Genomic DNA, 22,573 nt, shown 5'->3' with positions numbered 1-22,573 from the left:
CGCCGGATGTGTCAGGCCGGCAGGTCCCTGAGCGAGGCCTTCATCCGCGTGACGAACGCCTCCCGCACCGGCTCCGCCACCCGGTCCAGCGAGAGGTACGGGTTCAGGTCCTCCAGCTCGACGAGGAGCAGCTCACCGTCCGCCGTCCGGCACGCGTCGACCCGCTGGATCCCGTGATCGAGGGTGTTCCACGCCACGAAGGACCGGGCGAACTCCAGGTCCGCCGCACTCGCGGCGTAGGGCTCCAGCACCCACCGCCGCTCCGGGTGCGGCGCGTGCAGCGCGTACTGGAAGTCATGGTCCACGAAGTAGAAGGACACCTCGTAGCGGAAGTCGATCCGGGGCTGGATCAGCTGTGTCCCGTCCGCCTCCGGGCCCACGTCGGGACTCCGCACGAAGCGCAGACCGGCCGAGTCCGCGCCCAGCTTCGGCTTGATCACGTATCCCTCGGCCGCCGGCAGCAGTCCCAGGTCCGCGACCCGGTCCACGGTCGGGATCACCGGATATCCGGCCCGGCTCAGATCGACCAGGTACTGCTTGCCCGCCATGTCGCCTCGGCCGGTCAGCGGGTTGTAGACCCGGGCGTCCAGCTCCCGGGCCCGTGCGCGGAACGCGTCGTACGCCTTCTGGTAGTGCAGCACCGGGCCGCTGTTGCGTATGACGGCCATGTCGAATCCGGCCAGCAGCGCGGCGGCGTCGCGCGGATGGCACAGGGCCGTGTCGAAGTCCTCGCGCAGCCGTGAGGTCAGGAAGATGTCCTCGTCGCAGTAGCGGCGCCCGCGTGCCTCGTAGGCCAGGTCGGTGACGAAGAGGAGGGACGGGCGCGAGCCGGTGGCCATGGTGTTCCCCAAGGGGTGTGTGAGCGGACGGGTGGTCAATGACCTGGACGGCGTCGCCCGTCAGCGACCCTGGAGCGTCATGACGCGCGCGGACGGCGGGCGCCCCGCACCGGCTCAGCGTATGTGGCGCCCCGAGATCGCCCGCGCGATGACCAGCCGCTGGATCTCGCTGGTCCCCTCGAAGATGGTGTAGATCTTGGCGTCCCGGTACATCCGCTCGACGGGATGCTCGCGGCTGTACCCCGCGCCGCCGAGGATCTGCACGGCCTTCTCGGTGGCGGAGACGGCGAGTTCGCCCGCCCGGAGCTTGGACATGGAGCCCTGCCCCGCGTCGAAGGTGCGGTCGTTGCGGGCCATCCACGCGGCCTGCCAGATCAGCAGCCGCACGGACTCGATCTCGGTGCGGATGTCGGCGAGCGCGAAGGCGATCGACTGGTTCTCGATGATGGGGCGGCCGAACGCCTCGCGCTGACCGGCGTACTCCAGCGCGTACTCGTACGCGGCTCGCGCGATGCCGAGCGCCTGGGCGCCGACGGTGGGCCGGCTGACTTCGAAGGTCGCCATCGCCGCCTGCCCCTTGCCGCCCGAGCTCTTGCCGCCCGAGCCCTCGCGGGCGCGGGCGAGGCGGGCGTCCAGCTTCTCCTTGCCGCCGAGCAGGCAGTGCCCGGGGACCCGGACGTCGTCGAGGAAGACGTCCGCGGTGTGCGAGGCGCGCAGTCCGAGCTTCTTGATGGTGCGGCCCGCCTCCAGGCCCTTCGTGGCGGGCGGCACGATGAACGCGGCCTGTCCGCGGGCGCCGAGCGCCGGGTCGACCGAGGCGACGACCACATGGACCCCGGCGATCCCGCCGTTGGTGATCCACGCCTTCTGGCCGGAGAGCACCCATTCATCCCTGGCCTCGTCGTACCTGGCCTTCGTGGCCATCGCGGAGACGTCGGAGCCGGCCTGCGGCTCGGAGACGCAGAACGCCGCCACCTTGGGATCGTCCTCGTCCCCGTAGCACTGCGGAACCCACTCCGCGAGCTGGTCCGGAGTGCCGGAGGCGAAGATCCCGGCGACGGCGAGGGAGGTGCCGTAGAGCGCCATGCCGATTCCGGCGTCGCCCCAGAACAGCTCCTCGTTGGCTATCTGGAGGGAGAGCCCCGTCGGGTCGCCGTACATGTCGGCCAGTGACTCGAAGCCGTACAGACCGATCCGGGCCGCTTCCTGGATGACCGGCCACGGAGTCTCCTCGCGGGCGTCCCACTCGGCGGCCGCCGGGCGCACCACCTGGGCGGCGAAGCCGTGCACCCAGTTGCGCAGGTCCTGCTGCTCCTCTGTGAGGGCGAGGGAGAAGTAGCTCATCGGCTCAGGCCTTCGGGATGTCGAAGTAGCGGGTGAGGCCAGAGGCCAGGCCGACGTCGCCGGCCACCTTCAGCTTGCGCATCATGAACATCGTCACGGGATTGCCGTTGCCGGAGACGAGTTTGAGGAACTCCGCGTCGCCCATCACCAGCGTCGTGCGGGGTTCGGCGTCGGAGCGGCCCGCGCTGACGGTGCAGGTGCCGTCGGCTATCGCGGTCTCGTACACCTCGTCGGTGTCCCCGGTGATCTTCCAGCGGATCAGCGCCTTGAGCTGTCCGGCCGCCTCCGGGCGGAACTGCTGCCTCATCCGGCCGAAGACCTCGCCGAGCACCCGGGCGCGCAGTTCGCCGTGCATGACCTCGCCGAGCTGCCTGGCGGACAGGCCCTTCACGATCCGCGCGAACTCCGGCGGGGAGACGGCCGCGAAGTCGAGTGCGGCCAGTTCACCGGTGAGGTTGCCGCTGCTGTTGTCGGCCACGCCAGTTCCTTACTCTGGAGTAAACTTACTTTTGAGTAAGGTAAGCGTCCGGCCGCCCCTCCGCAAGCAGGTGGCGCCACTGCCCGAGCGGTCACCAGGCGCTGCCGGGGCGCACCGTCAGCAGGGGGTGGTGGGCGGCCAGGACCTTGTTGGCGCGGGCCAGCTCCGACAGGGCCTGCTCGCGGTCACCCTGGTCCTCGATGCCGAGCCGCGGGCCGCGGAACCTGCGGACCTCGCGCGCGGCGCACTCGGCGTCGAACTCCGCCTCCAGGATGTGCTGCGGGATGCAGGAGCCGATCAGTGCGGCGACCCGGTCCGGGATCGGCACGGGGACGAGCAGGTGTGAGGCGGTCATGGGGGTTCCCTCTCGAATGGTGGCCAGGAGGTCGAACGGTGCGGCCGCCGGGTGGGCGGTCGACTCCTCCGTATAACGGGACGCAGTTCCGGGTTTCTCGTTGAGAACGTCTCCGTGTGGCAACCGTTTGGGAGTGACCGGGTATTTCGCCTTACCCATAAGTAAGTTGACTCGACGTGAGGGCCGTGATCCGGCCGGAAACCGTTCTGCGGGACTTCTACAGTGTGGACTCCTGACTCCGGGACTGCAGTTGCAGCGCCCGCAGCACGGCCTCGGTGGAGAACCTGCTCTCGGGGTCGACCAGTTGCTCGCCGAAGATGGATTCAAGGTTGCGCATGCGGTAGCGGACGGTCTGCGGGTGGACGTCGAGCAGCTCGCCCATGTGGGCCGCGGTGCCGCGGGTGTCGAGCCAGATGCGCAGGGTCTCGACGAGGCGTTCCCGGCGGGTGGCGCTGATCTTGGCGATGGGTGCGAGCTCCCGCTGGGCGAGCTGGTCGAGCAGGACCGGGTCGGACAGCAGCCACAGGGTGATGAGGTGGTCCTCGCACAGGACGAACGGCGCGTCCTCGATGACACCCGCGTCCACGAGTTCCAGGACCCTCCTCGCCCAGCGGATCGAGTCCGAGGCCAGGGCGGTGGGGACGGTCAGGCCGATCGCGGCGCGGCTGCCCAGGAGCGACTGGCCGAGCATGGATCTTCGCGCGTCGTCGAGCGGGCCCGGGATCAGTAAGTGCGGCTGCGGATCGCTGAGATCGGCCAGGATGTCGCGGTCGGCGCTGACCCGGTCGAGCCCGGCGGGGGTGCGTACCGCGACGAGGGTGACCTCCTGGGGAAGCGTCCACCCGGTCTGCTCGCACAGCTCGGCGATGGCGGAACGGGGCACCGGGCGCCCGGCCAGGATCAGGTGGAGCAGGCGCCGGCGCATGGCCTCGCTCTGCTCGCCCGACTGCGACTGCACCTCCAGGAAGCCCTCGCGGGAGAGCGATTCGAGCTCGTCGACGTAGGTGAAGAGGGCGTCCGCGAAACTGAGCATCAGGGTCGGTGAGAAGTTGTAACTGCGGCCCACCTTCTTCGCCCGCCGCAGCGCGACACGGGCGCCGAGCCGGTAGGCGCCCTGGAGCGTTTCCATGGTGCGGCCCTCGTAAGCCTCGAACCGTCCGAACCTGCGGCACATGTCGTCACGCAACGAGGTCGAGGTGGACGGTTCTGCGACCAGATCGACGAACGAGGAAAGGCTCTGCTCGACGCCGACGCGAATGGCCTGGCCGTTGGGCCCGCTGAGCAGACGCGCGTATTCCGGATAGGCGCGGGTGACCTCGACGCCAATCTCCTTGATGAGGCTTGGCAGTTCGGGTCGCATGATCGCGGCGAACTCCTGGGGGAGCGGTCCCAGCGGATCCCCCGTGTCCAATGGCGAAATGACTTCTCGCATGACGTGTCCCCTTGCTCTCCAGCGCCCGGTGGGGGGTGAGGCAGTGGGGGAAAGCGCTCCCACAAACCGACAGGTGCGTACCAAGTCCGCGATGAAGATAGACCAAGTCAGCGGTCGAGCACATGACTTGCACAAGATCGAAGTGCAGGGGCCACACATCTTTGCCTCATCGTGGTGCTTTGGTGCAGGTGGGACGGGACTGCTCACTTTGAGACAACATTTTCGGCCGCGCGGATGGCGGGGAATGAGCCGGGGTGCCGGGACCGCCACGACCACGGCACAGGCCCGACGGGCGGGGCGCCAATCGGTGGTGTCGCCCTTGCTCAGAGAATGACAAGCCTTTACCACGTGGGGTCGGTCGCGTTGACGAGATACGGCCCTGACCGGGAACGGCGGGTAAGCACGGAGGGCTGACGGTTCGGCAGGAGCGCGTTCACCGGGCGAATGTCCCCGCTCGCCGTATACCCGCGGTGGTCATCCCTCGACGTCGGTGCCGCGTACTCGGCGGTCACCGGCGGCCGAGTCCGTCCTCCTGGGCGTCCGCCGTGGTACACGCGGGGTATCGCCGCCCCTTCGTGTGGCCCCGGCGCCGGCTGCCCGATGGATCCGCGAGCGTTAGTGCGCACAAAATGACAAGTGGTTCGGGAGAGTTAGTAAGCCGGGTACGAGAAAAGAACTCCGTGCGAGCAATTTCGACCAGCAGGATTGTGCTGGAAGTTTCTCGCAAGTAACGTCACGGCCTGTCACAGATTGAATGTGGCCGAGAGTGTACGTCTCCCCCCTCGGAGAAGTGGTTCGTAGGCGCGCTTCCTGCCCCTTGGGCAGCTGTGAAGCGCGTCCCCGCAAGCAGTGCCACCCGCATTGTCGAATCGGAGGAACTAACTGTGCGTAATACCCTCAAGAAGATCGCTGTCGCCACCGGCGTGGCTTCTGCGGCTGTCGTACTCGGTGCCACCCCGTCCATGGCCCTCGCGGCCACCACCTGGACGGTCGCGCCCAACCCCGCCCCCTTCACCGCCGTGTCGACCAACACGGTCCTGTCGGTGAGCGGGATCCCGCTGACGTGTCCGACGGCGGGCGCGGGCGGTTCCGCGTTCAGTGCCACCGGCAACCCCGCCACGGTCGGCAACATCACCTCGGCCACCTTCGGCACCTCGTCCAGCCCGTGCACGAGCGCCCTCGGTCCGGTGACGCCGGTCGCCACGACCACGCCGGCCTGGCAGCTCGTGGCGCAGGACTACACCTCCGGTGTGACGACCGGCTACATCAAGAACATCCAGGCCAAGCTCACCGTTCTCACCTGCAGCTTCAACGTCACCGGCGAGGTCAACGCCAAGTACACCAACAGCACCAAGAAGCTGTCGGTCTCCAACACCAGTGCTCACCAGCTGACCGTCTCGGGCGCCACCGCCGCCTGTGCCGGGATCGTCGCCAACGGGGCCCACCCGACCTTCACGGGCGACTACAGCGTCACCGGGATCACGAGCATCATCGGCACCTGACGGGCTGCCGGGCAGTCGAGCTTTCAGCAGACCGCACAGCGGGGACCCTGCCGTGCGGTCTGCGCCGTCGATGGAAGGAAATGACGAAGAATGATGACGCGCGGGACAGCGGGGCGGAGCCGTGGGCGTGTGACGGCACGGAGCGGAGCCGTTCTGGCCGCGGTCCTCATGGCCGGAATGATTCCTGGCGCACAGGCGTCCGCCGGTGATCGTGACGTCCACATCGACGTGAAGTACGGCTGCGACTTCCCCTCCGGGAACAGACCGGTCTCGGTCCGCGTGTCCGCGACGGTTCCGGAGGAGGGCGAGGTGGACAAGCCCGTCCAGCTCAGGGACGTGAGCACCGAGCTGATCCTGCCCGAGGACGGGCTGCCCGATCTGGCCGGCCTCGGGGAGGCGGGCGCCGAGGCCGAGACCAAGCTGACCATGGGTGTGGCGCAGGGCGATCACACTGCCGAGACCGTATGGATCGGGACCACCGACGACCCGGTGGCCGTTCCGGACGCGGGGGAGTTCGCCATCACCTCATCCGGTGACGTTCCCTCGGTGACCGCGGGCTCGTCCGGCGGCCTCACCTTCACGGCGGGGAAGCTCACCGCGCTGCTGACCTCACCGAAGACCGCCGACCCGGCCGCCGAGCCCTCGGCCGTGATGCTGAACTGTGTCCCGGAGCCGGACCAGGTCCTGGAGCTCGGCACGGTACGGATCGCCGGAGACCCGGAGTGGCCTTCGCCGCAGCCCTCCGAGACCGGAGAGGACACGGCCTCCGGCGACAGCGGCACCAGCCGTGACGAGGCGGCGCCGAAGGTGGACGACCTGGTGAAGCCGACCCTCCAGGACGGGAAGGCTCCGCCCTGTGTGGGCGACCAGGACGACCAGTTCAGTCTGAACGCCTACGTCACCGGCTACGCGAACGTGGCCAAGCTCAAGGCTGCCACGCTGTTTCCGGTAGCTTGCTCGCAGATCGAACAGGGTATGACGGAGGTCAAGATCCAGGACGGTCTCGTCCACATCTTCCAGGACTCGTCGGTGATCCTGGACTACCGGGGAAAGCCCCAACTTCCGCCTGCCGCAGGCACGTTCCTGACGTTCGGCTTCATGCCGACGACCGCGACCCTGGAGATGACCCAGATCCCGCCGGCCGACGGCCCGGACGGCAAGCCGTCGGCCAACATCCACTCCGACCTGAAGATCCTCAGCCCGGGAAACAGTGAGGGTACGACCACCATCGATCTCCAGCTCCAGTTGCGGCTGCACGACGTGAAGGTCAACGGCGTCCCCCTGGACGTCGGCGCCAACTGCCGTACCGCACGGCCCTTCAAGCTGCCGCTTCAGGGGAGCATGGTCCTCAAGGACGGCATCCAGACCGGCTACACACTGACAACCGGCGGTGTCCTCACCGGCCAGGTCACCCTTCCGCCGTTCTCCGGATGCGGTGTCGGTGAGGACCTGGACGACATCTTCACCGCCTCCATCTCCGGTGTCCCCGGTGCCGTGAAGCAGGTCCAGGCACCGCCCTGTGCGGCGGCCCAGCACGACCCGTCGGTGTGCACGGAGGACAACCAGCCGGTACATGTTCCCAAGCCGGAACGCTGAACCGGAATCTGTCCCCCCTTTCCCGCCGTCGCTACCGAACCACCCCATTCGCTCCGCCCACCATGAATTGAGGGAGTAATGAGAGCTGTCCCGAAGAGATGGCGTACCGGCCTGCTCGCCGCCGGCGCCGCCGCGGTGGTCGCGATCCCGCTGACCCCTCTGTCCGCCTCCGCCGCCTCCGCCGCGAACCTCAACGGGGACTGGGCGCCCTTCTCCCGCTGTCCCGTCGACGATCCCGCCATGCTCGCGGCGGACGGTCAGGACCTCGTCGCGTCCTGCGTGTCCTCGTACTCGCCAGGCGGCGCCATCAAGCTGGGCAGCACGGAGGCCACCACCGGCGCCAACGACATGCAGTTCGGCGTCATCCAGGACACCGCGGCCGGCACGTTCAAGGTCATTCCCCCGGCCGGCGGCTCGCTCGTGGGAGCGCCGACGACCATACCCGGCGGACTGATCGGGCTCATGTGCCCCAGTGACATTCCCGTGGTCACCGGCGTCTGCAACTCGATCACCAATGCCAGTCTGAACAAGGTGCAGGCGACGGTGGAGTCCGCCGGCACGCCCACCGAGTTCAACCTGACGTCCGGGCTCACCACCGGTCAGCAGATCGTCAAGCTGCCGGTCCGGATTCATCTGGAGAACCCGCTCCTGGGCTCCAACTGCTACATCGGTTCGGCCTCTGACCCGGTGATCCTGCGCCCGCAGAACACCACGGCTCCGGCCGTCGCCATCCAGCGGTTCGACGGCGATGGGACGCCCAACGCCGACGGCGGCGAGATGCTGAGGTTCGCGCTCACCGGAAACACCCAGGGCGACACCACGTTCTCCGTGCCGAAGGCCACCGGCTGCGGGCTCGGCGGAATCCTGAGCTGGGCGGTGAACCTCAAGACCGGCCTGCCGTCGACCTCCGGGAACAACCACCTCACGCTCAACAACGCCTCGACGTACAGCGGTGCGCTCACCGCCCCCGGGCTCGTCCTTCCCAACGCGGGCAAGGTGCTTTCCCAGAACTGGCACTCCGCGGTGAAGTAGGAGTACCGCGCAGTGAGGTAACACCGCTTTTCGACGCCGTTTGACGATGCCCGCCCCGTCCGGGATATCCGCCGGATGGGGCGGGCATCGTCATGGGCTGTTCCATACGAAAGTGAGCACATCGAAGGGCGACGAAGGCCTTCGAAAGACTCACTTTTCGCTAACTCCGCAGGGGCCCCTGCTCACCTCCGTACAAAAACAACCCCTACGTCGACACCCGTGCGAAAAGTTCAGGAACCGCTATTGCGGAGGCAGGTTACTGAGCCGTAGCGTCCCAGGACCAGGAGCGGCTCCGCTGCCGGGGGCCGGTTGCCCCGGCTCGGGCGCCAAAGATCTTGCGCAGATTTCGACAAAGCCGCCACATGGCTTTGTCACTCGGTGACAAGTGATCCACATCGAGCACCTTGTTCGTCGATCTCCGCTGTTCAACGGCTTGTCCTGGCGGTTTCTGCGGACATAACGTGCGCCTCCTGGTGCATGTGTGACGAGCCGCCATTGGATTTCTCAGAGCCGGAGCGCTGACAGATGACCACGTTCACCGATACGTCGAGGGAGGGCCGATGGGAATCGAAGTAGTCGTTGAAGGCCTAACGAAATCCTTCGGTAAGCAGAACATCTGGCAGGACGTCAGCCTCACCCTGCCCGCCGGCGAAGTCAGCGTGATGCTCGGCCCTTCCGGTACCGGAAAGACCGTCTTCCTGAAGTCGCTCATCGGTCTGCTCAAGCCGGAGCAGGGGCGCGTGCTCATCAACGGCGTCGACATGGTGAACAGCCCGGAGCGGAAGATCATGGAGACCCGGAAACTCTTCGGTCTCATGTTCCAGGACGGGGCGCTCTTCGGGTCGATGTCCCTCTTCGACAACATCGCCTTTCCGCTGCGTGAACACACCCGCAAAAAGGAATCAGAAATCCGCCGGATCGTCATGGAGCGGATCGACATCGTCGGACTCCTCGGCGCGGAGGACAAACTGCCCGGCGAGATATCCGGCGGTATGCGCAAGCGGGCCGGGCTCGCCCGCGCCCTCGTCCTGGACCCGCAGATCATCCTCTGCGACGAGCCGGACTCCGGTCTCGACCCGGTCCGCACCGCCTACATCTCGCAGCTGCTCATCGACCTCAACGCGCAGATTGACGCGACGATGCTGATCGTCACCCACAACCTCGACATCGCGGCCACCGTCCCGGACAACATGGGCATGCTGTTCTGCCGCAACCTGGTCACCTTCGGGCCGCGCGAGGTGCTGCTGACCAGCGATCTGCCCGTCGTCTCGCAGTTCCTCGCCGGCCGCCGCGAGGGACCCATCGGCATGTCGGAGGAGAAGGACGCCGCGACGCTCGCCGCAGAGGAGGTCAACGGCTACGGGCAGGGCATCAGTTCGGCCAACGCCACCCGTACCGTGGTCCCGCAGCTGGAGCCCTCGCCGGGGCTGCCCGTACGGCAGGGCGCGCTGCGCCGCCGGGAGCGGGTCATGTCGATGATGGGGCAGCTGCCGGAGGCCGCCCGTACGGCCATCCTGAACAGCTACAGCCCGGCGGCGGGCGGTGGACGCCCGTGACCGCCCCCATGCCGGTGCGGCCCCCGGAGCCCTCCGGGCCGCCCTCGGACCGGGTGCCGGAGAAGGCGAAGGCGCCCGAGCAGAGACGGCCGAGCCGGCTGTTCGCCCCGTTGCGCGAGACGGGCAGGCTCTTCACCCTCGCCGGGACCGTGTGCCGTGAGACCTTCCGCCGGCCCTTCCAGGTGCGGGAGTTCATCGAGCAGTTCTGGTTCGTCGCCAGCGTCACGATCCTGCCCGCCGCCCTCGTCTCCATCCCGTTCGGCGCGGTCATCGCCCTCCAGGTCGGCTCCCTCACCCAGCAGCTCGGCGCCCAGTCGTTCACCGGCGGCGCCAGCGTCCTCGCCGTCATCCAGCAGGCCAGCCCGATCATCGTGGCGCTGCTGGTCTCCGGGGCCGCCGGGTCCGCGATCTGCGCCGACCTCGGATCGCGCAAGATCCGCGAGGAGCTCGACGCGATGGAGGTCATGGGCGTCTCGCCCGTACAGCGCCTCGTCGTCCCCCGGGTGCTGGCGACCATGCTGGTGGCCGTGCTGCTGAACGGACTGGTCTCCGTCGTCGGCACCCTCGGCGGCTACTTCTTCAACGTGATCCTCCAGCACGGCACTCCCGGCGCCTACCTGTCCAGCTTCTCCGCCCTGGCCCAGCTGCCCGACCTGTACATCAGCGAGATCAAGGCCCTGATCTTCGGCTTCATCGCGGGCATCGTCGCCGCCTACCGGGGCCTCAACCCGCGCGGCGGGCCGAAGGGGGTCGGGGACGCGGTCAACCAGTCCGTCGTCATCACCTTCATGCTGCTGTTCTTCGTGAACATGATCCTCACGGCGATCTACCTCCAGATCGTCCCCGCGAAGGGGAGCTGACCGATGTCGATGCTCAGCTGGCTCGACCGATCCGGTGACCAACTCACCTTCTACGTAAGGGCACTGCTCTGGATCCCGCGGACCCTGCGGCGCTACCTCAAGGAGGTGCAGCGGCTGCTGGCCGAAGTCGCCTTCGGCAGCGGCGGCCTCGGCGTCGTCGGCGGCACCATCGGTGTGATGATCGCGATGACGCTGGCCACCGGCACGGTTGTCGGCCTCCAGGGGTACGCGGCGCTCAACCAGATCGGCACCGCCGCGTTCACCGGATTCATCTCCGCCTACTTCAACACCCGGGAGATCGCCCCGCTCGTCGCCGGACTCGCGCTCTCCGCGACCGTCGGAGCGGGCTTCACCGCCCAGCTCGGCGCCATGCGGATCAACGAGGAGATCGACGGCTTGGAGGCGATGGGTGTCCGCTCCATGCCTTACCTCGTCACCACCCGCATCATCGCCGGGGTCGTCGCCATCATCCCGCTCTACGCGATCGGGCTGCTCTCCTCCTACGTCTCCTCCCGCTACGTCACCGTCCTGTTCAACGGGCAGTCGGCCGGCACCTACGACCACTACTTCAACCTCTTCCTGTCCCCGCAGGACGTACTGCTGTCGGTGCTCAAAGTGCTGATCTTCAGCGTGATGGTGATCCTCGCGCACTGCTACTACGGCTTCCATGCCACCGGCGGACCCGCCGGGGTGGGGGTGGCGGTGGGCCGCTCCGTACGCAACGCGATCGTGCTGATCAGCGTCACCGACTTCTTCCTCTCGCTCGCCATCTGGGGCGCCACGACGACGGTGAAGGTGGCCGGCTGATGAGCAACCGGACCACGCAGTCCACCCGTCGCAGACTCTCCGGAGTGGCCTTCCTGCTCGTGCCCGCCCTGCTCATCTGGGTGTCGGTCGCCGTGTACAACAAGGACTTCACCGACGACGCGACCGTGACGGTACGCACCGGAAGCGTCGGGAACGAGATGCACGACAACGCCGACGTGAAGCTGCGCGGAGTCGTCATCGGGCAGGTCCGCGACATCTCCGCCGACGGCGAGGGTGCCCGCCTCACCCTGGCCATCCAGCCCGGCAAGCTCGACCGGATCCCGGCCGACGTCACCGCCCAGATGCTGCCCACCACCCTGTTCGGGGAACGGTTCGTGGCTCTCGTACCGCCCGCCGTACCCTCCGCGGACACGCTCCGGGCCGGAGCCGTCATCCCGCAGGACCGCTCCAGCAACGCCATCGAGCTGGAAGAGGTCCTCGACAACGTCCTCCCGCTGCTGACCGCCGTACAGCCGGAGAAGCTCTCCGCCACGCTCAACGCGGTCTCCCAGGCGCTCAAGGGGCGCGGCGAGAAGCTCGGTGACACCCTCGTCAGGCTCGACGCGCACCTGGCGAAGTTCAACCCCCAACTCCCCACGCTCAACGCCGACATCAAGGAACTCGTCAAGGTGAGCAGGGTGTACGGGGACGCCGCCCCCGACGTCCTGGACGCGCTCACCGACTTCACCACCACCAGCGGGACGCTCGCGGACCAGCAGGCAGAGCTCGCCGACCTCTACGGTGCCACCAACGCCTCCGCGCAGGACCTCACGACGTTCCTCCAGGAGAACAAGGACAACCTGATCCGGCTCTCCGCCACCGGCCGGCCGACGCTGGAACTCCTCGCGAAGTACTCCGACGAGTTCCCCTGCACCCTTCGGACCGTGGCCGGATTCGTCCCGGCGATGGACAAGGCGCTCGGCAAGGGCACCGGACAGCCCGGTCTCCACGTCACGCTCAAGTCCGTGAAGTCCAAGGGGAAGTACGTGGCCGGCAAGGACACCCCGGTCTACGACGCGACCGGCGGACCGCACTGCTACTCCGTGCCGTACGTCGGTACGACGGAGCCGACGGCGGCCGGGCGGGCCGCGGCCTCCCCGGCCCCCGGCGACAAGGCTGCCGCGGACTCGCCCGCAGAGAGCGGCCCGAAGGCGACGGACACCTCCCTCGGCATGCCCAACTCCCCGCAGGAGAGCCGGCTCGTCAACGAGCTGGTCGCTCCCTCACTGAAAGTCCAGCCGCAGAGCCTGCCCGACTGGAGCAGCGTGCTCATCGGCCCGGCCTTCCGCGGTGCGGAGGTGAAGCTCAAGTGAAGCGCCGCTCCCTCGCGGGACCGCTCGCGAAATCGATCGTCTTCATCCTGGTGACCGTCCTGGCCACCACCGTCCTGGGGTTGTCCATCGCCAACACCGGGGTCGGTGACACCACCTCGTACAAGGCGAGGTTCACCGACGCCACCGGGCTGATCGTCGGTGACAGCGTGCGGATCGCCGGGGTCAAGGTGGGACAGGTCGAATCGATCAAGGTCGCGGACAGGCGGCTCGCGGAGGTCGGATTCGCCGTCCGCAAGGGGCGCAGCCTCCCCGCCTCCGTGACCGCCTCGATCAAGTACCTCAACATGGTCGGCCAGCGCTACATCGACCTCGACCGGGGCGCCGGACCGGTCGGCCGGAACTTCCAGGCCGGAGCGACGATCCCGCTCTCGCGCACCACACCGGCCCTCGACCTCACCCAGCTCTTCAACGGCTTCCAGCCGCTCTTCGAAGGGCTCTCCCCGCCCGACGTCAACCAGCTGGCAGGCTCCATCGTCCAGGTGCTCCAGGGCGAGGGCGGCACCGTCGACAGCATCCTCCAGCACGTCGGCTCACTGACCACCACGGTCGCGGCCAAGGACAAGGTGATCGGCGAGGTGATCAAGAACCTCAACACGGTCCTGAAGACCGTGAACGACCGGGAGGCCGGCTTCAACGACCTCGTCGACACGCTCCAGAAGCTCGTCACGGGCTTCTCCGGCGACCGCAAACCCCTCGGGCAGGCGGTCACGGCGATGGGCGCGCTGACCACCGTCACCGCCGGACTGCTCCAGGACGGCCGCAAGCCCCTCAAGGACGACATCAAGCAACTCGGGCGCCTCTCGGACCAGTTGGGCAAGGGAACCCCGCAGATCGAGAACTTCCTGAAGAAGACCCCCGCCAAGATGGAGGCGATCAGCCGGCTCGCCTCCTACGGATCCTGGCTCAACCTCTACCTCTGCGAAGCCAAGGTCAGCGGTGTGACGACAGAGGACGGCAGCGCGCCGCCCACCGGCATCGCGATCACCCAGCCGAGGTGCCTGGCATGAGAATCAAACCCCTGCGGGAACGCAACCCCGTCGCCATCGGCATCGCCGGACTGCTCGTCCTGGCCCTCATCGGCTTCGGCGCCTACCGGGCCGACTCGCTGCCCTTCATCGGCGGCGGCACCACCTACACCGCCGACTTCACCGAATCCGCCGGACTCGGCTCCGGTGACGAGGTGCGGATCGCCGGCGTCAAGGTCGGAGAGGTCACGGGCGTCTCGCTCGACGGCGACAAGGTCAAGGTCAGCTTCCGGGTCAAGGACGCCTGGATCGGCAACTCCTCCACCGTGGGCATCGCCATCAAGACCCTGCTGGGCGACAAGTACCTCGCCGTCGACCCGCTCGGCACCGGGCCCCAGGACCCGGACCTGCGCATCGCCGCAAGCCGCACCACCTCCCCGTACGACGTCACCCAGGCGTTCAACGGACTCGGCGAGACCATCGGGGAGATCGACACCAAACAGCTCGCCAAGAGCTTCGAGACGATCTCCGCCACCTTCAAGGACTCGCCGCCCGACGTGAAGAGCGCCGCCGACGGGCTCTCCGCGCTCTCCCGGACGGTCTCCCAGCGGGACGCCCAGCTGGCCACGCTCCTCAAGGGCAGCAAGCAGCTGACGAAGACCCTCGCCCACAAGAAGAGCAGCTTCGAGACCCTGCTGGAGGACGGCAACCTGCTCCTCGGCGAGATCCAGGCCCGCCGCGACTCCATCCACCTGCTGCTCACCGGCACCCAGGACCTCGGCATCCAGCTCACCGGGCTGGTCGCGGACAACAACAAGCAGCTGAAGCCCACCCTGGAGTCCCTCGGCCGGGTCACCGCCGTCCTGGTCAAGAACCGCAAGAGCCTCGACAAGGTGCTGTCCCTGACGGGGTCCTACAACCGGCTCGTCGGCAACACCCTCGGCAACGGCCGCTGGCTCGACAACTACGTCTGCGGAGTCGTGCCCAGGGACTACCTCCCTGCCGGCACGCCCCCGGCGACCGGATGCATGCCACCCAAGCAGCAAGGCGGCCGCTGACATGAGAATCACGCGCATCGTCGGCATCGGCGCCGGACTCGCCGTCGTGGCCGTCGCGGCCACCTCGGGTGTGATGGCCATGGACGACGAGGGCAAGACGACGGTCACCGCTTACTTCGACCAGGCCACCGGCGTGTACGCCGGATCGGACCTGCGGATCCTCGGAGTGAAGGTCGGCACGGTCGAGTCCGTGCGGCCGAAGGGCGAGGAGGTCGAGGTCAGACTCCGCGTCGACAAGGGCGTCAAGGTGCCCAAGGGCGCGCACGCCGTCGTCGTGGCCCCCAGCCTGGTGGCCGACCGGTACATCCAGCTCGCCCCGGCTTACCACGGGGGACCCCAGCTGGCGGACGAGGCCGAACTGCCCGCGTCGCACAACGCCACCCCGGTCGAGGTCGACCAGCTGTACGCCTCCATCACGGAACTCTCCACCGCGCTCGGCCCCGACGGGGCCAACTCGGACGGGGCGCTGGCCAGGCTCCTGGACACCGGAGCGAAGAACCTCGACGGCAACGGAAAAGCGATAGGGAACTCCATCGAGCAGTTCGGAAAGGCGACGAAGACCCTCGACAAGAGCAGCGGGAACCTCTTCGACACCCTGTCCTACCTGCAGACCTTCACCACCATGCTGAAGGACAACGACGGCAACGTCCGCAAGGCCGAGCAGCAGCTCAACTCGGTCACCGGATTCCTGGCCGACGACAAGGAGAACCTCAGCGCGGCCCTGAAGGAACTGGGTACCGCCCTCGGCCAGGTCAAGACCTTCATCAAGGACAACAGAGGAGTCCTGAAGGCGAACGTGGACGCCCTGGTGCCGATCACCCAGACCCTGGTGGACCAGCGGGCCTCGCTGGCCGAGTCGATGGACACCCTGCCGCTCGCCGCGGACAACGTGATCAAGGCCTACGACCCGTTGAACCGCACCATCAACGGCCGCACCAACCTCAACGAACTCTCCATGGGCGGACCGCTCACCGACGAGTCCGCAGACCTGAGCGGCCTCAAGCCGGTGGACGCTACCCGGCAGAAGGCCCTGCCCTCGCTCCCGCTGCCCGCCGTGGGCACCGTCTACGGCACCCCGGAGAAGTCCGCCACGCAGAAGAAGGGGGCGAAGCGATGAGCCGCTCCTCGCGCCGGCCAGGCGTCCGCGCGACCGGCGTCGCCGCCGTGCTGGCGGTGGGCGTCGGCCTGGCCCTGATCGCCACCACGGTCGACCTGCCGACGTTCACCGGCATCGACCAGGTGCCGCTGCCCGGCGGCGCGGACCTCGGCGACCACCCGTACGAGATCACCGCCGAGTTCGGGGACGTGCTCAGCCTCGCCCCGCAGTCCTCCGTGAAGGTCAACGACGTGGCTGTCGGCCGGGTCACCAAGATCTCGCTGGCCTCGGGCAGCTGGAACGCCAAGGTGACCATGCGGGTCAACGGGGGGATCAGACTCCCCGCGAACGCGTACGCGCACCTGGAACAGTCCAGCCTGCTCGGCGAGAAGTACATCCAGCTCTCACCCCCCGCAGCCGGCACCGCCAAGGGCGCCCTCGCGGACGGCGACCGCATCCCGCTCACCCGGACCAACCGGAACCCGGAGGTCGAGGAGGTGTTCGGCGCCCTGTCGATGCTCCTCAACGGCGGCGGCATCAACCAGCTCAAGACCATCACCACCGAGCTCAACAAGGCACTGGCCGGACAGGAACCCCAGGTCCGCTCCATGCTCAAGCGGGTCAACACCCTCGTCACCAACCTGGACGACCACCGGGCGGACATCACCGACGCCCTCGACGGCGTCAACCGGCTGTCCGCCACCCTCGCCACCCGCAAACAGGACGTCGGCACGGTCCTCACCAAGCTCAGCCCCGGGATGAAGGTCCTGGAGAAGCAGCGCGGCTCGCTCATGACCATGCTGCACTCGCTCGACACGCTCTCCACCGTCGCCGTCGACACGGTGAACAAGAGCAAGGCCGACATCGTCGCGGACCTCAAGGCCCTCGCCCCCACCCTCCAGGCCCTCGCGGACTCCGGCCAGGACCTGCCCGACTCCCTCCAGGTGCTGCTCACCTACCCGTTCACCGATGAGGTGCTGCGCGGCGTCAAGGGCGACTACCTGAACGTCTACCTGGACATCACCGCACTGCCCGGCACCCAGATCGTTCCGCCGATCATCCCGGCCGGCGACGCCACACCCCCGGCTGTCCAGGGCGCTACCACCCAGAAGTCCGCCGCGGCACTGCCGCTGCCCCTCCCCTCGGTGACGGGCCCGGCCACGAAGGGGAGCAACCGATGATCACCCTGGCCATCCGGCTCAAGAACATCGCCTTCCTGATCATCGCGGTGCTCGTCCTCGGCTACCTCGGGGTGCGCTACGCCGACCTCGGCCACTACGTCGGCATGCGCAGCTACTACACCGTCAAGGTCCAGCTCCCGCGCACCGGCGGCCTGTTCACCCACTCCAACGTCACCTACCGGGGCGTGTCCGTGGGCCGGGTCGGTCCGATCGAGCTCACCGATGACGGCGTGGAGGCCGAACTCCGCATCGAGAAGGACGCCCCGCGCATCCCGGACGCGCTGAAGGCCGTCGTCGCCAACCTCTCCTCTGTGGGCGAGCAGTACGTAGACCTGCGGCCGACCCGCTCCGAGGGCCCGTACCTGGCGAACGGCTCCGTGATCGACCAGGCCGACACCACGGTCCCGGCCCCCGTCACCGACGTGCTCACCAGCGTCAACGACCTCGCCGGCTCCGTTGACCTGGAGTCCCTGCGCACCGTCGTCGACGAATTCGGCACCGCCTTCGAAGGGCGCGGCGACGACCTCCAGGTCCTGCTGGACACCAGCAGCGACTTCGTCCAGGCGGCCGACGACGCGCTGCCCGTCAACACCCGGCTGATGATCGACGGAGAGACCGTGCTGCGCACCCAGGCCGAACAGGGCGACGCGCTCAAGGGCTTCGCGTCCGGCGCCAAGGAACTCGCCGCGGAACTCAAGGGATCCGACACCGATCTGCGCAAGCTGATCGCCGTCGCCCCCGAGGCCACCGGCCAGATCAGCGGACTGCTGCGGGACATCGACCCGAGCTTCGGAGTCGTGGTCGCCAACCTCCTCACCACCTCGGACGTGGCCGTCACTCGGCAGCGCGGACTGGAGGAACTGCTGGTGAGACTCCCGGAGGTCGCGGCCGTTGGCTCCAGCGCGGTCGACGAGAACGGAGCCAGGTTCGGCATGTCCGTCACCTTCTTCGAGCCGCTGCCCTGCACCTCTGGCTACGGCGGTACGACCTACCGCAACGGCCTCGACGTCACGGCCGGACCGGCACTCAACACCAAGGCCCGCTGCGCCTCTTCGCCCGGAACGGGCATCAACGTCCGGGGCAGCGCGAACGCGCCGAAGGGCGGGGCCCTGCCCCCGCCGGCCAAGCCCGGCTCGATGCTCCTGGGCACCGACAAGGCGGCGGACCGGCTGCCGGGGGCGCTCGGTGTCACTCCCGACACCGCCCCGGCCGCCGACGGCATGGCCGGACTGCTGGGCCTCGGTCAGGGGGACGGATCGTGACCGCACGCACAAGGACCTCGATCGGCTGGGCCGCGCTGCTCGCCGCCGTACTCGTCTGCGCGCTCGGCGGCTGGTCGTACGCCCAGGCGCGCGGTGACGACGACCTGGCCTACGCCAAGACCCGGGACACCGCGCTGGCCGACGGGAAGGCCCACCTCGCCCGGCTCAACAGCCTGGACGGCAAGGACGCCAAGAGCGTGGACGCCGGACTCGCCGGCTGGCTCGGATCCTCGACCGGCCCCCTGCACGAACAGCTGAAGAGCACCCGGAGCAAGGACGCGAGCGAGCTGACGAAGTCCGGCTCGACGGCGCGCGGCAAGGTCACCGACGCGGCGCTCACCGCGCTCGACGAACGGACCGGAACGGCGCAGATGATCGCGACGGTCGATGTCCAGGTCACTCCGCGCACCGGAAAGGGCGGCACGGAACGCAAGCGTTTCGAGGCCACCCTCGACCGGACCCCGGACGGCTGGAAGGTCAAGGCACTGACGGCGATACCGGTCGGGAGCGGCACATGAGGCGACAGGGCGGGACGACAGCCGTGACCACCGGAACGGAGGTCCCGGCAGCGGAGGACCTCACCACGGAGGAACCGGTCGCGGAAGACCCCACGACGGACGAACCCGCGGCAGAGGGCCCGGCAACGGACGGCCCCGCGACGGAGGAAGCCGCAGCGCAGGAGCCCGGGACGGACGAGGCGCCGCCCGGCGCTGGCCGCCGCAGGCTGCGCATCGTCGTCTGGACACTGGTCGTGGCGCTGCTCGTCGCCGGGGGCGGGCTCTTCGTCATGGGCCGCCAGCTGCGCGACACGCCCGCCACCTCCAACGCGGCGCTCACCGACAGTGAGTCGACCACCCGGGTCGCGGGAGACGTCACCAACGCGCTCGGCAAGGTGTTCTCGTACAGCCCCTCGGCCACCGCCGTCACCAAGGAGTCCGCGAAGCAGCTGCTGGCGGGCAAGGCGCTCCAGCAGTACGCGGCGCTGTTCGGCCAGGTCGAGAAGCAGGCAGCCGATCAGAAGCTCACCCTCACCACCCACGTCGTACGGGCCGGGGTGACCCGGCTGACCGACGACAGCGCCCATCTGCTCGTCTTCCTCGACCAGGTCTACGAACGCCGGGGCAAGACCGCCAGCACGGCGGCCGCCCAGCTCTCCGTCACCGCCCAACTACGGGACGGACGCTGGACGATCGTCGAGATCACCTCCAGATAGCGCAGCAGTACGGAACACCCGACAGCACAGCACAGCACAGCACAGCACAGGGCCGGCCGGCAGGGAGAGGCAGCAATGGCACGGGTACGGATGACGGGGAATCCGCTGGTGGCGGCGGCGATCGTGCTGACGGTCGCGGCGGCGGGCGCGGCGGGCTGGGGCGGCGTGTCCCGGTATCAGGCATCGCACGACGACTCGGCGGCGTACGCGCAGACCCGCGACGACGCGCTGGCCGCGGGCGAGCAGGCCGTGCAGAACATGAACACGCTCGACCACCAGAAGCTCGTCCAGGGGCTCGACAGCTGGGAGGACTCCACCACGGGCGACCTGCACAAGCAGCTCGTGGACGGGCGGGACGCGTTCGTGAAGCAGATCAAGGAGGCGAAGACCGTCAGCACGGCCAAGGTGCTGTCCGGTGCGGTCACCGAGCTGGACGACCGGGCCGGCCGGGCCGGGGTCATGGTGGCGCTGCGGGTGACCGTGACCGCGCCCAAGGGCAAGCCCGCGGTGAAGGAGAGCCGGATGCTCGGGCAGCTCACCCGTACCTCCGAGGGGTGGAAGCTCAGCGCCCTCGGTCAGGCGCCCGTCGGCAACACCGCCGGCTGACGCCACCGACTCCCACCCCGCACCCGAGAGGACCCCCGGACATGTCGACGACCCGTCACCTCGTCAACCGGCAGCGCCGCCTGGCCACCGTCGCCGCGGCGGAACGCACCGCCACGACCACCACCACGCCCGAGCCAGCCGGGCCGGACACCGATTCCGGGGCTGAGTCCGAGGCTGAGTCCCGGTCCGAGGACGAACCGGCGGACGAACCGGAGGACAAGGAGAAAGAGGAGGAGGAGAAGGAGAATGCGCCCCGGTCCGCAGGTCCGCTGCGGGTCTCGCTGCCCGCGGTGCTCTGCGTACTGACCGTGCTGCTCGGTTCCTTCGCCGCCTGGTCGTTCACCTCCGCGGGCAGCCTGCGCGAGGAACCCGGCCGGCAGAACACCGCCCTCACCGACATCAGCCGCACCAGTGAGGTGAAGGGCCAGATCACCGAGGCGGTGGGCGCGGTGTTCTCGTACAACTACGCCTCGCCGGCCAAGGCCGACAGCGCGGTGAAGAGCTACCTGGTGGGCAAGGCGGTCCAGCAGCACAAGGACATGCTCGCGGAGGTACGGGCCCAGGCGCCCAAGCAGAAGCTCGTCCTCACCACGACCGTCACCGAGAGCGGTGTGGAGCTGCTCGACGGAGACCGGGCCCGGCTGCTGATCTTCGCCGACCAGAGCAACACCCGTACCGGCAAGTCGGAGGAGACGACCTACGCCGCGGCGATGTTCGCCGTGGACGCGGTCCGCCGGGGCGGCAGCTGGCGGATATCGGCCATCGACACGTTCTCCCGGTGACCCGGGGGAGAGGAGAGCACGCATGAGGTTCAAGGGCACCATGCGCCGCGGGCTCGGCGGCACCGCAGCCGCCGTCGCCGCCATGGCAGCGCTCACCGCCTCCCAGGGGCCGGGGCTCGTGGCGCACGAGGAGACGCCGAAGCAGCGCCAGAAGTCCGACGAGGTCAGGTGGTCGGAGGTCCCCAACGACGACTCGTACCACACCGAACTGCCGCCGTTGAAAAGCCCAGAGCCGCCGAAACCGGGCGTCAAGCGGAGCCCGGTCGTCGTCGCCTCGTGGGCCCAGGCAGGGATTCCGGCCACCGTGCTCGACGCCTACCGCAAGGCGGAGGCGGCCATGCGGCGCGGCGATCCGGGCTGTGGGCTGCCGTGGCAGTTACTGGCCGCCATCGGCAAGGTCGAGTCCGGACACGCGGGCGGCGGCAGGGTCGACGCCCATGGCACGACGCTCTCCCCGATCCTCGGACCGGTGCTCAACGGCGCGGGCTTCGCCAACATCTCCGACACCGACGGCGGGGCGTACGACGGGGACAGGACCTTCGACCGGGCGGTCGGCCCGATGCAGTTCATCCCCTCGACCTGGGCGCACTGGAAGCGGGACGGCAACGGTGACGGGCGCGCCGACCCGAGCAACGTCTACGACGCGGCCCTGGCGGCGGGGGCCTACCTCTGTGCCGGATCGCGCGATCTGACGGCACGGGCCGGTCTCGACGCGGCGATCCTGAGCTACAACCACTCGGACACGTATCTGCGCACCGTTCTGTCGTGGCTGGAGTTCTACCGCAAGGGCACCCATCCGGTCGCCGACGGCAAGGGCCCCGTGCCGAAGAGCCCCGGCGCCGGAAGCCCGAACGAGCCCAAGCACCCCGTGGGCGGGCCCGGCAGCGCGAAGGACGGCGACAACGGGGGCATCGAGGTCGGCCCCCAGCCGGGCCACACGAAGACCCCGTCCGCATCGGCGTCCCCGGACCCCTCGCCCGGCGGCTCCGGCTCCCCGGACCCCGGCGGCTCCACAGGGCCGGGCTCCTCACCCGATCCGACGGACAGCGGGTCCGCCACCCCGGACCCCGGCACCAGCCCCGACCCGTCCACCACTCCGGATCCGGACCCGAGCACCTCGGAGCCCGCTCCGGGCTGTACGACGGACGCCCCGTCGCCGGACCCGAGCGACACGGCCGGGGCCACCGAGTCGCCGTCTCCAGAGCCGAGCACCACCCCCGAGCCCTGCACCACGCCCCCCGAGCCGCCCGCCGCCGACTGAGCCCCCGGCTGCCC

22 protein-coding genes are annotated in these 22,573 nt (G+C 68.8%); 17 read left to right on the top strand and 5 right to left on the bottom strand.

The window, feature by feature from the left end; all coding sequences use genetic code 11:
• Window positions 1-11: 11 nt before the first annotated feature.
• The 5 genes from ACZ601_RS03565 to ACZ601_RS03545 form a co-directional block, all read right to left on the bottom strand.
• Window positions 12-839 (bottom strand): ATP-grasp domain-containing protein, encoded by an 828-nt coding sequence (locus tag ACZ601_RS03565; RefSeq protein ID WP_469532488.1) that lies wholly within the window; start codon window positions 837-839, stop codon window positions 12-14.
• A 114-nt stretch (window positions 840-953) separates the two neighbouring features.
• Entirely contained in the window at window positions 954-2,183 is a 1,230-nt protein-coding gene (locus tag ACZ601_RS03560) for an acyl-CoA dehydrogenase family protein (RefSeq protein ID WP_469532486.1), read from the bottom strand.
• A gap of 4 nt (window positions 2,184-2,187) precedes the next feature.
• Entirely contained in the window at window positions 2,188-2,661 is a 474-nt protein-coding gene (locus ACZ601_RS03555; protein ID WP_440575588.1) for an SCP2 sterol-binding domain-containing protein, read from the bottom strand.
• Between the two features lie 91 nt (window positions 2,662-2,752).
• Entirely contained in the window at window positions 2,753-3,016 is a 264-nt protein-coding gene (locus tag ACZ601_RS03550) for a hypothetical protein (RefSeq protein WP_440575587.1), read from the bottom strand.
• 217 nt (window positions 3,017-3,233) lie between these two features.
• Window positions 3,234-4,448, bottom strand: a complete 1,215-nt coding sequence (locus ACZ601_RS03545; RefSeq protein ID WP_469532484.1) for a PucR-like N-terminal domain-containing protein — start codon at window positions 4,446-4,448, stop codon at window positions 3,234-3,236.
• Window positions 4,449-5,332: 884 nt separating this feature from the next.
• On the opposite strand from ACZ601_RS03545, the gene ACZ601_RS03540 reads away from it, so the two are divergent.
• The 17 genes from ACZ601_RS03540 (at window position 5,333) to ACZ601_RS03460 (ending at window position 22,559) form a co-directional block, all read left to right on the top strand.
• Window positions 5,333-5,950 carry a hypothetical protein gene (locus ACZ601_RS03540; RefSeq protein ID WP_440575585.1) on the top strand — a complete coding sequence of 206 codons (618 nt, stop codon included), beginning with the start codon at window positions 5,333-5,335 and terminating at the stop codon, window positions 5,948-5,950.
• A gap of 129 nt (window positions 5,951-6,079) precedes the next feature.
• Complete coding sequence (locus tag ACZ601_RS03535) at window positions 6,080-7,546, top strand: DUF6801 domain-containing protein (protein ID WP_469532482.1); 1,467 nt, start codon at window positions 6,080-6,082, stop codon at window positions 7,544-7,546.
• A gap of 78 nt (window positions 7,547-7,624) precedes the next feature.
• Window positions 7,625-8,578 carry a hypothetical protein gene (locus ACZ601_RS03530; protein WP_440575583.1) on the top strand — a complete coding sequence of 318 codons (954 nt, stop codon included), beginning with the start codon at window positions 7,625-7,627 and terminating at the stop codon, window positions 8,576-8,578.
• Between the two features lie 560 nt (window positions 8,579-9,138).
• Window positions 9,139-10,134 (top strand): ABC transporter ATP-binding protein, encoded by a 996-nt coding sequence (locus tag ACZ601_RS03525; protein WP_389206724.1) that lies wholly within the window; start codon window positions 9,139-9,141, stop codon window positions 10,132-10,134.
• Window positions 10,131-10,994, top strand: coding sequence for an MlaE family ABC transporter permease (locus tag ACZ601_RS03520; RefSeq protein WP_469532479.1), 864 nt, complete (start codon window positions 10,131-10,133; stop codon window positions 10,992-10,994). Before ACZ601_RS03525 ends, ACZ601_RS03520 begins: the two co-directional genes overlap by 4 nt.
• A 3-nt stretch (window positions 10,995-10,997) precedes the next feature.
• The gene (locus ACZ601_RS03515; RefSeq protein WP_073734361.1) at window positions 10,998-11,801 is read left to right on the top strand and encodes an MlaE family ABC transporter permease; all 804 of its coding nucleotides are present in this window, start codon (window positions 10,998-11,000) and stop codon (window positions 11,799-11,801) included.
• Window positions 11,801-13,114 (top strand): MCE family protein, encoded by a 1,314-nt coding sequence (locus ACZ601_RS03510; RefSeq protein WP_469532476.1) that lies wholly within the window; start codon window positions 11,801-11,803, stop codon window positions 13,112-13,114. Before ACZ601_RS03515 ends, ACZ601_RS03510 begins: the two co-directional genes overlap by 1 nt.
• Window positions 13,111-14,142 (top strand): MCE family protein, encoded by a 1,032-nt coding sequence (locus ACZ601_RS03505; RefSeq protein WP_440577433.1) that lies wholly within the window; start codon window positions 13,111-13,113, stop codon window positions 14,140-14,142. Before ACZ601_RS03510 ends, ACZ601_RS03505 begins: the two co-directional genes overlap by 4 nt.
• The gene (locus ACZ601_RS03500) at window positions 14,139-15,158 is read left to right on the top strand and encodes an MCE family protein (RefSeq protein WP_469532474.1); all 1,020 of its coding nucleotides are present in this window, start codon (window positions 14,139-14,141) and stop codon (window positions 15,156-15,158) included. Before ACZ601_RS03505 ends, ACZ601_RS03500 begins: the two co-directional genes overlap by 4 nt.
• Before the next feature lies 1 nt (window position 15,159).
• Window positions 15,160-16,275, top strand: a complete 1,116-nt coding sequence (locus tag ACZ601_RS03495) for an MCE family protein (RefSeq protein ID WP_469532472.1) — start codon at window positions 15,160-15,162, stop codon at window positions 16,273-16,275.
• On the top strand, window positions 16,272-17,435 hold the full coding sequence (locus ACZ601_RS03490) for an MCE family protein (protein ID WP_469532470.1): 1,164 nt from the start codon (window positions 16,272-16,274) through the stop codon (window positions 17,433-17,435). The genes ACZ601_RS03495 and ACZ601_RS03490 overlap by 4 nt, the downstream gene beginning before the upstream one ends.
• The gene (locus ACZ601_RS03485; protein WP_469532469.1) at window positions 17,432-18,697 is read left to right on the top strand and encodes an MCE family protein; all 1,266 of its coding nucleotides are present in this window, start codon (window positions 17,432-17,434) and stop codon (window positions 18,695-18,697) included. The genes ACZ601_RS03490 and ACZ601_RS03485 overlap by 4 nt, the downstream gene beginning before the upstream one ends.
• Complete coding sequence (locus ACZ601_RS03480) at window positions 18,694-19,215, top strand: hypothetical protein (RefSeq protein WP_469532467.1); 522 nt, start codon at window positions 18,694-18,696, stop codon at window positions 19,213-19,215. The genes ACZ601_RS03485 and ACZ601_RS03480 overlap by 4 nt, the downstream gene beginning before the upstream one ends.
• Window positions 19,212-19,910, top strand: coding sequence for a hypothetical protein (locus ACZ601_RS03475; RefSeq protein ID WP_469532465.1), 699 nt, complete (start codon window positions 19,212-19,214; stop codon window positions 19,908-19,910). The genes ACZ601_RS03480 and ACZ601_RS03475 overlap by 4 nt, the downstream gene beginning before the upstream one ends.
• Before the next feature lie 75 nt (window positions 19,911-19,985).
• Window positions 19,986-20,516 (top strand): hypothetical protein, encoded by a 531-nt coding sequence (locus ACZ601_RS03470; protein ID WP_440577439.1) that lies wholly within the window; start codon window positions 19,986-19,988, stop codon window positions 20,514-20,516.
• 41 nt (window positions 20,517-20,557) lie between these two features.
• Window positions 20,558-21,298: a hypothetical protein gene (locus ACZ601_RS03465; RefSeq protein ID WP_469532462.1), complete on the top strand. Its 741-nt coding sequence runs from the start codon at window positions 20,558-20,560 to the stop codon at window positions 21,296-21,298.
• A gap of 22 nt (window positions 21,299-21,320) precedes the next feature.
• Entirely contained in the window at window positions 21,321-22,559 is a 1,239-nt protein-coding gene (locus ACZ601_RS03460) for a lytic transglycosylase domain-containing protein (protein ID WP_469532460.1), read from the top strand.
• The last annotated feature ends 14 nt before the right edge of the window (window positions 22,560-22,573 follow it).

Source organism: Streptomyces sp. NPDC104307, from assembly GCF_055584045.1.
The sequence above is the reverse complement of the archived record's forward strand: the minus strand, read 5'-3'. Positions and strand labels throughout refer to the sequence as shown.

Coding starts and splice junctions, on each gene's coding strand:
- ACZ601_RS03565 (WP_469532488.1), bottom strand. CDS start 839: ATGGCCACCGGCTCGCGCCCGTCCCTCCTCTTCGTCACCGACCTGGCC.
- ACZ601_RS03525 (WP_389206724.1), top strand. CDS start 9,139: ATGGGAATCGAAGTAGTCGTTGAAGGCCTAACGAAATCCTTCGGTAAG.
- ACZ601_RS03460 (WP_469532460.1), top strand. CDS start 21,321: ATGAGGTTCAAGGGCACCATGCGCCGCGGGCTCGGCGGCACCGCAGCC.
- ACZ601_RS03495 (WP_469532472.1), top strand. CDS start 15,160: ATGAGAATCACGCGCATCGTCGGCATCGGCGCCGGACTCGCCGTCGTG.
- ACZ601_RS03470 (WP_440577439.1), top strand. CDS start 19,986: ATGGCACGGGTACGGATGACGGGGAATCCGCTGGTGGCGGCGGCGATC.
- ACZ601_RS03550 (WP_440575587.1), bottom strand. CDS start 3,016: ATGACCGCCTCACACCTGCTCGTCCCCGTGCCGATCCCGGACCGGGTC.
- ACZ601_RS03465 (WP_469532462.1), top strand. CDS start 20,558: ATGTCGACGACCCGTCACCTCGTCAACCGGCAGCGCCGCCTGGCCACC.
- ACZ601_RS03500 (WP_469532474.1), top strand. CDS start 14,139: ATGAGAATCAAACCCCTGCGGGAACGCAACCCCGTCGCCATCGGCATC.
- ACZ601_RS03545 (WP_469532484.1), bottom strand. CDS start 4,448: ATGCGAGAAGTCATTTCGCCATTGGACACGGGGGATCCGCTGGGACCG.
- ACZ601_RS03560 (WP_469532486.1), bottom strand. CDS start 2,183: ATGAGCTACTTCTCCCTCGCCCTCACAGAGGAGCAGCAGGACCTGCGC.
- ACZ601_RS03510 (WP_469532476.1), top strand. CDS start 11,801: ATGAGCAACCGGACCACGCAGTCCACCCGTCGCAGACTCTCCGGAGTG.
- ACZ601_RS03490 (WP_469532470.1), top strand. CDS start 16,272: ATGAGCCGCTCCTCGCGCCGGCCAGGCGTCCGCGCGACCGGCGTCGCC.
- ACZ601_RS03475 (WP_469532465.1), top strand. CDS start 19,212: ATGAGGCGACAGGGCGGGACGACAGCCGTGACCACCGGAACGGAGGTC.
- ACZ601_RS03485 (WP_469532469.1), top strand. CDS start 17,432: ATGATCACCCTGGCCATCCGGCTCAAGAACATCGCCTTCCTGATCATC.
- ACZ601_RS03530 (WP_440575583.1), top strand. CDS start 7,625: ATGAGAGCTGTCCCGAAGAGATGGCGTACCGGCCTGCTCGCCGCCGGC.
- ACZ601_RS03515 (WP_073734361.1), top strand. CDS start 10,998: ATGTCGATGCTCAGCTGGCTCGACCGATCCGGTGACCAACTCACCTTC.